Consider the following 12,575-nt stretch of genomic DNA (forward strand, 5'->3'; position numbering starts at 1 on the left):
TTAACGTTACATGCACCTTAGTGCAGGCCCTGGATGTAGCTGGAGACCGCCGCAATGTCTTCATCACTCAGTTTGCGAGCGATGGTGCGCATGATTGCCGTGTCGCCATCATTGGCTCGCCCTGCCTCTTCCTTGCGGAAATCGGTCAGCTGCTTGGCGATGTAGGTAGCGTGCTGGCCGCTCAGGTGCGGGAAGCCGGCGGCCGCTATGCCCGCGCCATTGGGCGAGTGGCAACCGGTGCAGGCAGGCAGGCCTTTCTCCAGGTCACCGCCGCGGAACAGTTTCTCACCACGGGCCACCAGTTTCGGATCAGCAGCTCCCACACTGCCTTTCTGGCTGGCAAAATAAGCCGCGAGGTCTGCCAGGTCCTGATCGCTGAGGTTGGTCAGCAAGCCGGTCATTTCCAGGACCGTACGCTTGCCATCCTTGATGTCGTGCAGTTGCTTGGTCAGGTAACGCTCACCCTGGCCGGCCAGTTTGGGGAAGTTCGGCGCCGGGCTGTTACCATCCGGTCCATGGCAAGCACCACATACGGCGGCTTTCGCTTGACCGGCAGTGGCATCACCTTTGAGGGGGCCCTCTGCAGCGACGGCAGCGCCTGTGATGCCCAAGGTCAACAGCAGACTCACGATCAGTTTGTTCATCAGCTAATCCAACTACGGCTAAGGGGTTTAAGAGTTATCTACCGGGTTTACTCACCATCAATTCAATGATGGCCTGGTAATCCTCAGTACTGCAGTCCATGCACAAACCACGCGGCGGCATTGCCTTGAAACCCTGGGTCACGTGTTGCACCAGCGTGTCCATGCCCTGCGCCAGTCTTGGCGCCCAGGCTGCCTGGTCACCCCGTCTGGGGGCGCTGGGCAACTGGCCAGCATGGCAAGCCACGCAAACTCGGTTGTACACCGCTTCCGGATCCTGTGTAGCCTGAGCGCTGTAAAGCGGGACCAGGACACCGATAGCGAGCAACCACTTGGTCATACGTCGACCATTTCAGGGTTTGAGAGCGTTTTGCGTTCTAATGCGCAATAAAGGTCTATCGCTCCCGTGAACTTCATCCTTCGCTGGGACAAAGCACACACAAAATCTGCGGCATTATATACTGGCGCTACTGAAACGGAAACGACACCGCTTGCCGCACCCTTTTTCGGCACCGCCCACATCGGAAATCTCATGCAACTCAAGAATCCCATCCTCGGTCTGTGCCAACAGTCCACGTTCATGCTCAGCGCCGCCAAAGTTGACCAATGCCCCGATGACGAAGGCTTTGAAGTCGCCTTTGCCGGTCGTTCCAACGCTGGCAAATCCAGCGCGCTGAACACCCTGACCCACGCCAGCCTGGCACGCACCTCAAAAACCCCAGGCCGCACGCAACTCCTCAATTTCTTCAAGCTAGACGATGATCGGCGTCTGGTCGACCTGCCGGGCTACGGATACGCAAAAGTACCTATCCCGCTGAAGCTGCACTGGCAGCGTCACCTGGAAGCTTATCTGGGCGGCCGCGAGAGTTTGAAGGGTTTGATTCTGATGATGGACATCCGCCATCCGATGACCGACTTCGACCTGTTGATGCTCGATTGGGCCGTCGCCAGCGGCATGCCGATGCACATCCTGCTGACCAAGGCCGACAAGCTGACCTACGGCGCGGCCAAGAACACCCTGCTCAAAGTGCAGTCCGAAATCCGTAAAGGTTGGGGTGATGCGATCACTATCCAGCTGTTCTCGGCGCCAAAACGCATGGGTCTGGAAGAGGCCTACACCGTGTTGGCAGGCTGGATGGAATTGGCCGACAAGGGCGCGGAATTGGCCGAGTAACTTTTCTGCAGGCAAAAAAAACCCCGGACTTCGTATGGGGAGGGGAAGTTCGGGGTTCAAGTTCCGGACCGCTAGGGCGGGGTCCAGATATCTGCCAACACTTAACACAACATAGGAGCATTGAAGGGCTTCACCACCCATTCAGTAACTCTGAGTAGCAATTCACGGGTTAAGTTCCGGCAGGTTCGAAAATCTATTTGAAATAACCGACGGCGACTTTCGGACTAAAGCACTCTGCCACCACGCAAGGTGATGGCAGAGCCCGGCAATCAGTGCGCTTCGTCCCAGTTGTTGCCCACGCCCACTTCCACCAGCAGCGGCACGTCCAACTGCGCAGCAGCACTCATGTGCTCGCGGATTTTCTCGCTGACTTGCGCCACCAGGTCCTCACGCACCTCAACCACCAGTTCATCGTGCACCTGCAGGATCACTTTGGCATCTAGCCCGGATTCGGTCAGCCAATTGTCCACCCGCACCATGGCCTTCTTGATGATATCCGCCGCCGTACCCTGCATCGGCGCGTTGATCGCGGTACGCTCTGCCGCTGCGCGCTCCTGGGGCTTGTTGGAGTTGATATCCGGCAAGTACAGGCGACGGCCGAAGAACGTTTCGACATAACCTTGATCAGCCGCCTGGGCACGCGTGCGCTCCATGTATTCGCGAACGCCAGGATAACGGGCGAAATACACATCGATATACGCCTTGGCGGTCTTGGTATCGACGCCAATGTCCTTGCCCAGCTTCTGCGCCCCCATGCCGTAGATCAGGCCAAAGTTGATCGCCTTGGCACTGCGACGCTGATCCGAAGTGACGTCGCCCAATTCAACCTTGAACACCTCGGCCGCCGTAGCGGTGTGCACGTCCAGGTTGTCGCGGAAGGCATTCATCAAGCCTTCGTCCTTGGACAGGTGCGCCATGATCCGCAGCTCGATCTGCGAGTAGTCCGCCGCCAGTAGCTTGTAGCCCTTGGGCGCGACGAACGCCTGACGGATCCGCCGCCCTTCGGCGGTACGCACCGGAATGTTCTGCAGGTTCGGATCACTGGAGGACAACCGCCCGGTCGCAGCCACCGCCTGGTGATAAGAGGTGTGGATGCGCCCGGTGCGCGGGTTGATCTGCTCCGGCAGCCGGTCGGTGTAGGTGCTTTTGAGCTTGCTCATGCTGCGGTACTGCATCAGCACCTTTGGCAGCGGGTAATCATCCTCGGCTAGCTTGGCCAGCACCTCTTCAGCCGTAGAGGCTTGGCCCTTGCCGGTTTTTTTCAGTACCGGCAGGCCGAGCTTTTCGTAAAGGATCGCGCCAAGTTGCTTGGGCGAGCCCAGGTTGAACTCCTCGCCAGCGATCTCGAACGCCTGTCGCTCCAGTTCGACCATCTTGTTGCCCAGCTCGATGCTCTGGATGCCCAGCAGATCCTTGTCGACCAGTGCGCCCTGACGCTCGATACGGGCCAGCACCGGCACCAACGGGATTTCGATATCCGTGAGCACACTCGCCAGGCTCGGGATCGCGCTAAGTTGTGCAAACAGCTCCTGGTGCAGGCGCAAGGTGATATCGGCGTCTTCCGCCGCATACGGGCCAGCCTGCTCCAACGCGATCTGGTCGAACGTCAGCTGCTTGGCGCCCTTGCCGGCGATGTCCTGGAAAGCGACGGTGTCGTAGTCCAGGTACTTCTTGGCCAGACTGTCCATGTCATGCCGTGTTGCGGTGGAGTTCAACACATAGGATTCGAGCATGGTGTCAAAGGCGATGCCGCGCACGGTAATGCCGTGTGCCGGGTCGCCGCCGATGGCGCAGTTGGCCAGGATATTCATGTCGAACTTGGCATGCTGGCCGACCTTGAGCTTGGTCGGGTCTTCCAACAGTGGCTTGAGGGCCAGGAGCACGGTGTCGCGATCCAACTGCTGCGGCGCGCCTATGTAGGAATGGGTCAGCGGAATGTAGGCCGCCTCATGGGGCTGGACGGCGAAGGAAACACCCACCAACTGCGCCTGTTGGGCGTCGATACCGGTGGTTTCGGTATCGAAAGCAAACAACGTCGCTTCGTTGAGCTTTTTCAGCCAGATATCGAAGGTCGCCTGGTCGAGGATGGTGGTGTAGCTCGCCTCTGTTGGCGCCACTGTTTCAACAACGGCTTCAACTGCAGGGGCCGCCTTGAGTTCTACGCGCTTGGCGTCGCGCTGGATTTCATCAAACCAGCTCTTGAACTCCAGCAGCGTGTACAGCTCCAGCAGCTTCTCGCGATCCGGCTCGATCAGGTGCAGGTCATCCAGGCCGACATCCAATGGCACATCACACTTGATCGTCGCCAACTGGTAGGAAAGAAACGCCATCTCCCGATGCTCTTCCAGCTTGGCGGGCAGCGTTTTGGCGCCACGAATAGGCAGGGACGGTACGATGTCCAACTGCTCATAAAGCTCTTTGATGCCGCCATTCACGCCGACAAGTAAGCCGGAAGCGGTTTTCGGACCAATGCCCGGAACGCCTGGAATGTTGTCGGATGAATCGCCCATCAACGCCAGATAGTCGATGATCTGCTCGGGAGCGACACCGAATTTCTCCTTCACGCCCTCGATGTCCATCGCGCTACCGGTCATGGTGTTGACCAAGGTAATGTGCCCGTCGACCAGCTGTGCCATGTCCTTGTCCCCGGTGGAAATCACCACCGGGCGGTCAGCGGCCGCACTGCTGCGGGCCAGAGTGCCGATCACGTCATCGGCTTCGACCCCCTCGACGCACAGCAACGGGAAGCCCAGGGCGATCACGCTCTGGTGCAGTGGCTCGATCTGCAGGCGCATGTCATCAGGCATGCTTGGGCGGTTGGCCTTGTATTCGGCGTACATTTCATCGCGAAAGGTCCCACCCTTGGCGTCGAACACCACCGCGAACGGACTGTTCGGGTACTGCTTGCGCAGGCTTTTGAGCATGTTCAACACGCCCTTGACCGCGCCGGTGGGCAGGCCTTTGGAGGTGGTCAGCGGTGGCAACGCGTGGAACGCGCGGTACAGATAGGAAGAACCGTCCACCAGGACGAGGGGTGCTTGGCTCATGAGCAGAATCAACCTTTTCGGCGGGTCAGGCGCTAGAATAGCCGGACCAATGACGACAAAGGGACAAGGTTATCATGCGTACATTCAAACGCCTGCTGTTGACCGGCTTGATCGCACTCGCCCCGATGGCTGCCATGGCGGCAGACGATGCGCCTGGGGGTGATCCGGAAGTGACCATTCGCACGGAAGGTGACAAGACTATCCAGGAGTACCGCCAGAACGGCTTTCTGTACGCAATCAAGGTCACCCCGAAGGGTGCGCCCCCGTATTTCCTGGTGCGCGCGGACGGAACCGACGCGAACTTCATCCGCTCTGACCAGCCGGATATGCTGATCCCGTCATGGAAGATCTTCGAATGGAAATGATTTCTTAACTTCAATTGGCGCCGCACACCGCGGCGCCCGTACTGGCAGTTTTAACCATGTCTGTGTTCACCCCCCTGGCTCGGCCCGAGCTGGAAACCTTTCTCGCCCCTTACGGGCTCGGCCGCCTGATCGACTTCCAGGGGATTGCCGCCGGTAGCGAAAACACCAATTTCTTTATCAGCCTGGAGCAGGGCGAGTTCGTCCTGACCCTGGTTGAACGCGGTCCGGTCGCGGAAATGCCGTTCTTCATCGAACTGCTCGACGTGCTCCACGACGCCGACCTGCCAGTGCCCTACGCGCTGCGCACTACCGATGGCGTGGCCCTGCGCGAGCTGAAAGGCAAGCCGGCGCTGTTGCAACCGCGCCTGGCCGGCAAGCACATCAAGGAGGCCAACGCCCAACACTGCGCCCAGGTCGGTGAGCTGCTAGGCCATCTGCACCTGGCAACACAGGGCGAAAAGGTGCTGGAACGCAAGACCGATCGCGGCCTGGACTGGATGCTCAGCGAAGGCGCGCAGCTGATTTCGCATCTGAACGATGCACAGCAGCGCCTGCTGCAGGACGCACTGAGCGAGATCGAAGCCCACAAGGCTGGGATCCTTGCCCTGCCACGCGCCAATGTGCACGCCGACCTGTTCCGCGATAACGCGATGTTCGAAGGCACGCACCTCACCGGCCTGATCGACTTTTATAACGCCTGCTCCGGCCCGATGCTGTACGACGTGGCGATTGCCTTGAATGACTGGTGTTCGGACGCGGATGGCGTGATCGATGGGCAACGCGCCCGGGCATTGCTGGGGGCTTATGCGAGCCTGCGGCCGTTTACCGCCAAGGAGGCCGAGTTATGGCCGACGATGCTGCGCGTGGCGTGCGTGCGATTCTGGTTGTCACGCCTGATCGCGGCTGAGTCGTTCGCCGGGCAGGACGTGTTGATCCATGACCCGGCGGAGTTCGAGCATCGGCTGGTGCAGCGTCAGCAAGTGACTATCCAACTGCCGTTCGCCCTATAAAACTCGATCAATGTGGGAGCTGGCTTGCCTGCGAAAGCGGCGGGTCTGCAACGGAGATGCTGGCTGACCTAACGCTATCGCAGGCAAGCCAGCTCCCACAGGTCAGAGCGACTCCAGGCAACCCGCCAAATCATTGCCTAACTTCTCCAGCACCTGCTCATAGCCCTGAGCGGTAGCCGGGGTATAACCGCCCAACGCATCCAACTCCGCCAGCTTCACCGGCAGACCGGAGACCAGCGTTTCCGCCAGGCGCGGACGCAACGGCGGCTCGCTGAACACGCATGTCTTGCCGACTTCCTGCAAACGCGTACGCATCGCCGCCACATGCTGGGCGCCGGGTTGTACCTCAGCAGCCACGCTGAACACGCCGGCATGCTTAAGCCCGTAAGCCTCTTCGAAGTAATCGAAGGCTTCGTGGAACACGAAATAAGGCTTGCCATCGATCGGCGCCAAGCGGGCTTTCAGGCGAGCATCCAGAGCATCCAGGCGCTCGTCGAAGGCTTTAGCGTTGCTCTGGTAACGCGCGGCATTGGCCGGATCGGCGGCAGCCAGGTCAGCAGCCATGCGCGCAGCGATCACCCGAGCGTTGACGGTCGACAGCCACAAGTGCGCATCCAGGCTGCCTGGGCGGTGATCATGGTCGTGTTCGTCGGCATCATCGGCGTGGGAGTGGTTATCTTCAGCGAAACGACGCAACTTCATGCCTGGCAGATCCTGCACTGCCACTGTCGTAGCCGTACGACCTTTCAGCACGCGCGGCAGGAAACTCTCCATATCCGGGCCGATCCAGTACAGCAGGTCCACCGACTGCACACGCCGTACGTCGGATGGACGCAGCGCATAGTTATGCGGCGATGCACCCGGCGGCAATAACACCTCGGGAACGGCCACGCCATCCTGCACAGCCGCGGCAATCAGCTGCAACGGTTTGATGCTGGTCAGTACCTTGACCTCGGCCTGAGCGGCGCCAGTGATGAACAAACTGGTGACAAATACGACAAAAACGGGAAAAAGTCGGGACACGATGACCACTCAATGGCGTAGGAACGGGTAACATAATAACGTCTCTATCAAATATCTGTCGCCGCTCATGCCTAAAACACCGCTTGCCAGCCGTCCCCACGACCACTCTCACTGCGTGCATACCGCGCTGTCGGAGGCCGAGACCCTGTGCACACAGAAGGGTCTGCGCCTGACCGCCCTGCGTCGCCGCGTGCTGGAACTGGTGTGGCAGAGCCACAAGCCGCTGGGCGCCTACGACATTCTCGGCGTGCTCAGCGAGCAAGATGGCCGCCGCGCCGCACCGCCGACCGTGTACCGTGCCCTGGATTTCCTGCTGGAAAACGGCCTGGTGCACCGCATCTCCTCATTGAACGCCTTTGTCGGCTGCAGCCACCCGGAACACGCACACCAGGGCCAGTTCCTGATTTGCCGCGAGTGCCACGCCGCCATCGAGCTTGAACAAAAAAGCATCAGCGATGCCATCATCAAGAGCTCTGCCGACGTCGGCTTTCAGGTCGAAGGGCAAACGGTCGAAGTGGTCGGCCTGTGCTCGGGTTGCCAGGGGGTTTGATGAGCAACGCGTTAATCCGCCTGGAACAGGTCGGGGTCACGTTCGCCGGGCAACACGTGCTGGATAACATCGCACTGAGCGTGGAACCTGGGCAGATCGTCACCCTGATCGGTCCCAACGGCGCCGGCAAGACCACCCTGGTACGCGCCGTACTCGGCCTGCTCAAGCCCGACACCGGCAGCGTGTGGCGCAAACCCAAGCTGCGCGTCGGCTACATGCCGCAGAAGCTGCACGTCGACCCGACCCTGCCACTGTCCGTGCTGCGCTTTCTGCGCCTGGTGCCGGGCGTGGACCGCGCCCGCGCCCAGGCTGCGCTAAAGGAAGTCGGCGCCGAACAGGTGATCGACAGCCCGGTGCAAAGCATCTCCGGCGGCGAAATGCAGCGCGTACTGCTGGCCCGAGCCTTGTTGCGCGAGCCGGAACTGCTGGTGCTGGATGAGCCGGTGCAAGGTGTCGACGTCGCCGGCCAGGCCGAGCTGTATAGCCTGATCACCCGCCTGCGCGACCGTCATGGTTGCGGCGTACTGATGGTCTCCCACGATTTGCACCTGGTGATGAGCACCACCGACCAAGTGGTATGCCTCAACCGTCACGTGTGCTGCTCCGGACACCCGGAGCAGGTCAGCGGCGACCCGGCGTTCGTCGAGCTGTTCGGTAAGAACGCCCAAAGCTTGGCGATTTACCACCACCATCACGACCACGCCCACGATTTGCATGGCGCCGTGGTCGACGATCCCGCCGCCCCTCACACCCACGTTCATGGAGATAGCTGCAAGCATGGCTGATTTTCTGCTCTACGCCCTGCTGGCAGGCTTGGCTTTGGCACTGGTGGCGGGCCCACTGGGCTCGTTCGTGGTCTGGCGGCGCATGGCTTATTTCGGCGACACCCTGTCCCACGCGGCGCTGCTGGGCGTGGCCATGGGCTTCTTGCTGGATGTGAGCCCGACCATCGCCGTGACCGTGGGCTGCCTGTTGCTGGCGGTGCTGCTGGTGACCCTGCAACAGCGCCAGCCGCTGGCCTCCGACACCTTGCTGGGCATCCTGGCACCGAGCACCCTGTCCCTGGGCCTGGTGGTGCTGAGCTTCATGCACGAAGTGCGCATCGACCTGATGGCCTACCTGTTCGGCGACCTGCTGGCCATTAGCACCACCGACCTGGCCTGGATCCTCGGCGGCAGCGCCGCCGTGCTGGTGTTGCTGGTCGCGCTATGGCGCCCATTGCTGGCGATTACCGTGCACGAAGAGCTGGCCACGGTCGAAGGCCTGCCTGTGCCGAGTCTGCGCATGGCCCTGATGTTGTTGATCGCCGTGGTGATTGCTGTCGCGATGAAGATTGTCGGCGTATTGTTGATCACGTCGCTGTTGATCATTCCCGCAGCCGCCGCCCAGCGCCATGCCCGTTCGCCGGAGCAGATGGCGATCGGCGCGAGCCTGCTGGGGATGCTTGCAGTGTGCGGGGGCTTGGCGCTGTCCTGGTTCAAGGACACGCCGGCCGGGCCATCGATTGTGGTCACGGCCGCCGCCCTGTTTTTGCTGAGTTTTGTCCTGCCCCGTCGAGGGGTGTAGACTTGCTCGCTTTTTGCGCAAATAGAGAGTCGCAGGAATGAAGCCGTTCACCTCCCGTTATCTGCTCCTTGCCGCATTTTCCCTGCTGCTGGGCGCCTGTCAAAGCACACCGCCCGCCGCCCCCGAGGCCCCGGACGCTCGCGCTGCGGCCATCGCGCAGCTGGAACAAAACCTGGCCAGCAGCGAGTTGGCCACCGCTGAAGATCAACTGGCAGCACTGCAGACCCAGTCGCCGAACGACCCGGCGCTGGAGGCCTACCAGCGTCAATTGGCCGAAGCCTATCTGCAGCGCAGCCAGATCGTGCTGCAAAAAGGTGACGTAAACGCCGCCGCCACCGCACTGAGCCGTGCCCGCGCCCTGATGCCCAAGGCCCCGGCGCTGACCGGTGGCGTAAACAGCGCCATCACTCACGCCCGCAAAGCCGAGCTGGACCAAGCCGAGGCCGCCCTGAAAGCCGCCGAAGCCAAACCCGCGGCCAAAGTCATCGACCCGGCAGCCCCCAGCACCACCGTGGCGCTGAACCTGACCCATATCGAAGAACTGCGACACCAGCTGGATGCAATTGCCACCGACGTGGTGAATTACCAGTGCGACGTGAGCATCCAGGCGCCGCGCACAGAGGATTACCCGTGGCTGGCCACGTTGCTGACCAAACGGGTGAAGCGTATCGATTCGGACTATGACCTGAAGATTCACCGTCAGATTCTGAAGAATATTCCTGCGCAAGTTGTGCTGATTCCGCGCAAGGCGGAATAAAAGCATCGCAGGCAAGCCAGTTCCCATTTGAAGTGTGAACACATTCAAGTGTGGGAGCTGGCTTGCCTGCGATGACGATCTAACAAACAGCCAATGATTTAAGCCGGAATCGCCTTAGCCTTAGGCTCACGATCCCAAACCCGATGCTGGCCGATGGCGGCAAAAAACGCCTTGAACGCCTTGGCATCCGACCCCACGATCAGCCCCGCATCCACCTCAAGCTTCAGCAGGTCCAACAATGGCTTGGCGTCACTGGCAACGGTAATCGCCTTCAGGTGCTTGTACGCCTCCAACAGGAAGTGCAACGCCACCCCATCACCGCTCAAGGCTTTCACCGAGTCCTTTCCGCCAGGGACAAACACCGCATCAAACGCAATGGACGGCATACCTTCCATCGACGCATCCACTGGCAGGCTCTTGCCATCGGCCGTTTTCACCGGCGCCGAGGTGGGCCCCAGCAACTTGGCGTGCGCACCCTCTGCTTCCAGTGCCTTTTTCAGCGCGGCAATCGCTACGCCGTCCACGCCATTGGCTGCCAGGATCGCGACCTTGCGGGTCTTGATATCGCCCGGCAGCAGGTTCGCCTGGCTCAATGCCGGCGAACGTTCCGGCTTGGTTTGACGCTCCGGCACGGTGCCTTTAGTCGGCGCTGGCAGCCCGAGGTTCTGTGCCACGCGCTTGGCCAGTTCCAGGTCGATATTGGCCAGGATCTCGTTGACCTGACGCGCGCGAATGAACTCACGCTCCACCTTGCCCAACTCAAAGCTATAAGCCGCGATGATGTGCTCTTGCTCGTGCTTGCTCATGCTGCGGAAGAACAGGCGCGCCTGAGAGAAGTGATCGCCGAACGACTCGCTGCGCTCACGGATCTTGTGGGCATCGATACGCTCCGGATAAGTCTCGAAGCCACCATCCTGTGCCGCCGGCGGGGTTTCCTTAGGCCAGCCGCCATCAATCGAATTCGGCTCGTAGGACGCACGGCCTTTGTCGATGGTGCTGCGGTGCATGGCATCACGCTGATTGTTATGCAACGGCGTCACGGGCTGGTTGATCGGCAACTGGTGAAAGTTCGGGCCGCCCAGTCGGCTGATCTGTGTATCGGTGTAGGAAAACAGACGGCCTTGCAGCAGGGGGTCATTGGAGAAGTCGATACCCGGCACGATATGGCCAGGGCAAAACGCGACCTGCTCGACTTCTGCGAAGAAGTTATCCGGGTTACGATTCAGCACCATCTTGCCCAACGGCGTGATCGGCACCAGCTCTTCCGGAATCAGCTTGGTCGGGTCGAGAATATCGAAGTCGAATGCATGTTCCTTATCCTCGGGAATAACCTGCACGCCCAATTCCCACTCGGGGTAGTCGCCCATCTCAATGGCTTCCCAGAGATCACGACGGTGGTAGTCGGTATCTTTACCGGCCAGCTTTTGCGCCTCGTCCCACACCAGCGAGCAGGTGCCTGCGGTAGGGCGCCAATGGAATTTGACGAAGTTGGATTGACCCTCGGCATTCACCAGGCGGAAGGTATGCACGCCAAAGCCTTGCATGCTGCGTAGGCTCTTTGGAATGGCGCGGTCAGACATCGCCCAGATCACCATGTGAGCGGATTCGGGCTGCAGCGAAACGAAATCCCAGAAGGTATCGTGCGCCGATCCGCCGGTAGGAATTTCATTGTGTGGTTCAGGCTTTACGGCGTGCACGAAGTCAGGAAACTTGATCGCGTCCTGAATGAAAAATACCGGCATGTTGTTGCCCACCAGGTCGAAGTTGCCTTCTTCGGTGAAGAACTTAACCGCAAAACCGCGCACGTCACGCACCGTATCACCCGAGCCACGTGGACCCTGCACGGTGGAAAAGCGCGTGAACACCGGGGTTTTATGCCCAGGATCACGCAGGAACCCAGCCTTGGTCAGCGCCGAATGGTTCTCATACGTCTGGAAATAACCATGGGCGCCGGTGCCACGGGCATGCACGATGCGCTCCGGGATGCGTTCATGGTCAAAGTGCGTGATTTTTTCACGCATGATGAAGTCTTCCAGCAGCGATGGGCCACGGGAACCGACTTTCAAGGTGTTCTGGTTGTCGGAGATCTTCACGCCTTGGTTGGTGCGCAGGGCCTGGCCGGTCGCATCGGAGCGGAATTCTTCCAGGGCCTGCAGCTTGGCGTTGGTGTTGCCACGGTCCAGGGTATCGGTACCCGCGAGTTCACTCTTCAGCGGGGTGGCTGGCTTCTTGGTACTCATCAGACAAAACTCCTTATTCAAAGTGGCCAGAGCGGTCCCCGGCTCGTTTGAGCAAAACCCCAGGCACGGCACCTGGGAAATCGAGTTGCTTAAGTAGTGACTGATGGGGTTTTGGGCCGTTCCTTTTTTATGACCTTTGATCGCGTTATTGCCAAATCGCTGGTTGAATGCGAAATAAATGCTAAGAAACACTATACGGACA

12 protein-coding genes are annotated in these 12,575 nt (G+C 60.2%); 7 read left to right on the forward strand and 5 right to left on the reverse strand.

Translation table 11 applies throughout. The features are described from left to right. Positions 1-17: 17 nt before the first annotated feature. Together AC4PS7_RS22675 and AC4PS7_RS22680 are read right to left on the reverse strand one after the other, a co-directional pair. Complete coding sequence (locus AC4PS7_RS22675) at positions 18-644, reverse strand: c-type cytochrome (protein ID WP_010207834.1); 627 nt, start codon at positions 642-644, stop codon at positions 18-20. A 34-nt stretch (positions 645-678) separates the two neighbouring features. Beyond that, positions 679-981, reverse strand: coding sequence for a c-type cytochrome (locus tag AC4PS7_RS22680; protein WP_021491398.1), 303 nt, complete (start codon positions 979-981; stop codon positions 679-681). 192 nt (positions 982-1,173) lie between these two features. Between AC4PS7_RS22680 and yihA the strand changes: the two genes are divergently transcribed. Continuing rightward, positions 1,174-1,815 (forward strand): ribosome biogenesis GTP-binding protein YihA/YsxC, encoded by a 642-nt coding sequence (gene yihA, locus AC4PS7_RS22685; protein ID WP_010207832.1) that lies wholly within the window; start codon positions 1,174-1,176, stop codon positions 1,813-1,815. A 269-nt stretch (positions 1,816-2,084) separates the two neighbouring features. On the opposite strand, the gene polA is transcribed toward yihA, so the two are convergent. Next, positions 2,085-4,862 (reverse strand): DNA polymerase I, encoded by a 2,778-nt coding sequence (gene polA / locus AC4PS7_RS22690; protein WP_010207831.1) that lies wholly within the window; start codon positions 4,860-4,862, stop codon positions 2,085-2,087. A 74-nt stretch (positions 4,863-4,936) separates the two neighbouring features. Between polA and AC4PS7_RS22695 the strand changes: the two genes are divergently transcribed. After that, on the forward strand, positions 4,937-5,227 hold the full coding sequence (locus AC4PS7_RS22695) for a DUF2782 domain-containing protein (protein WP_010207830.1): 291 nt from the start codon (positions 4,937-4,939) through the stop codon (positions 5,225-5,227). A gap of 56 nt (positions 5,228-5,283) precedes the next feature. Further along, complete coding sequence (locus AC4PS7_RS22700; protein ID WP_010207829.1) at positions 5,284-6,237, forward strand: homoserine kinase; 954 nt, start codon at positions 5,284-5,286, stop codon at positions 6,235-6,237. A 102-nt stretch (positions 6,238-6,339) separates the two neighbouring features. Here AC4PS7_RS22700 and AC4PS7_RS22705 read toward each other — a convergent pair whose 3' ends face one another. Then, entirely contained in the window at positions 6,340-7,269 is a 930-nt protein-coding gene (locus tag AC4PS7_RS22705; RefSeq protein WP_021491401.1) for a zinc ABC transporter substrate-binding protein ZnuA, read from the reverse strand. 58 nt (positions 7,270-7,327) lie between these two features. Here AC4PS7_RS22705 and AC4PS7_RS22710 point away from each other — a divergent pair, with 58 nt between their 5' ends. The 4 genes from AC4PS7_RS22710 to AC4PS7_RS22725 are packed head-to-tail and all read left to right on the forward strand — an operon-like array spanning position 7,328 to position 10,133. Further along, entirely contained in the window at positions 7,328-7,810 is a 483-nt protein-coding gene (locus tag AC4PS7_RS22710) for a Fur family transcriptional regulator (protein ID WP_010207825.1), read from the forward strand. Further along, entirely contained in the window at positions 7,810-8,595 is a 786-nt protein-coding gene (znuC, locus tag AC4PS7_RS22715) for a zinc ABC transporter ATP-binding protein ZnuC (protein WP_010207823.1), read from the forward strand. Before AC4PS7_RS22710 ends, znuC begins: the two co-directional genes overlap by 1 nt. Then, positions 8,588-9,376 carry a zinc ABC transporter permease subunit ZnuB gene (gene znuB, locus AC4PS7_RS22720; protein WP_010207821.1) on the forward strand — a complete coding sequence of 263 codons (789 nt, stop codon included), beginning with the start codon at positions 8,588-8,590 and terminating at the stop codon, positions 9,374-9,376. Before znuC ends, znuB begins: the two co-directional genes overlap by 8 nt. 37 nt (positions 9,377-9,413) lie before the next feature. Beyond that, complete coding sequence (locus AC4PS7_RS22725; protein ID WP_038452470.1) at positions 9,414-10,133, forward strand: PA5502 family lipoprotein; 720 nt, start codon at positions 9,414-9,416, stop codon at positions 10,131-10,133. 98 nt (positions 10,134-10,231) lie between these two features. Here the strand turns inward: AC4PS7_RS22725 and katE are convergent, their stop codons facing one another. Beyond that, positions 10,232-12,565: a catalase HPII gene (gene katE, locus AC4PS7_RS22730; RefSeq protein ID WP_306413610.1), complete on the reverse strand. Its 2,334-nt coding sequence runs from the start codon at positions 12,563-12,565 to the stop codon at positions 10,232-10,234. Positions 12,566-12,575: the final 10 nt, after the last annotated feature.

Source organism: Pseudomonas sp. DW-iso3, assembly GCF_058725305.1.

Excerpts from the sequence above, each read along its gene's own strand:
- AC4PS7_RS22695 (WP_010207830.1), top strand. The coding sequence starts at position 4,937 with ATGCGTACATTCAAACGCCTGCTGTTGACCGGCTTGATCGCACTCGCC.
- AC4PS7_RS22725 (WP_038452470.1), top strand. The coding sequence starts at position 9,414 with ATGAAGCCGTTCACCTCCCGTTATCTGCTCCTTGCCGCATTTTCCCTG.
- znuC (WP_010207823.1), top strand. The coding sequence starts at position 7,810 with ATGAGCAACGCGTTAATCCGCCTGGAACAGGTCGGGGTCACGTTCGCC.
- yihA (WP_010207832.1), top strand. The coding sequence starts at position 1,174 with ATGCAACTCAAGAATCCCATCCTCGGTCTGTGCCAACAGTCCACGTTC.
- AC4PS7_RS22680 (WP_021491398.1), bottom strand. The coding sequence starts at position 981 with ATGACCAAGTGGTTGCTCGCTATCGGTGTCCTGGTCCCGCTTTACAGC.
- znuB (WP_010207821.1), top strand. The coding sequence starts at position 8,588 with ATGGCTGATTTTCTGCTCTACGCCCTGCTGGCAGGCTTGGCTTTGGCA.
- AC4PS7_RS22675 (WP_010207834.1), bottom strand. The coding sequence starts at position 644 with ATGAACAAACTGATCGTGAGTCTGCTGTTGACCTTGGGCATCACAGGC.
- AC4PS7_RS22710 (WP_010207825.1), top strand. The coding sequence starts at position 7,328 with ATGCCTAAAACACCGCTTGCCAGCCGTCCCCACGACCACTCTCACTGC.
- polA (WP_010207831.1), bottom strand. The coding sequence starts at position 4,862 with ATGAGCCAAGCACCCCTCGTCCTGGTGGACGGTTCTTCCTATCTGTAC.
- AC4PS7_RS22700 (WP_010207829.1), top strand. The coding sequence starts at position 5,284 with ATGTCTGTGTTCACCCCCCTGGCTCGGCCCGAGCTGGAAACCTTTCTC.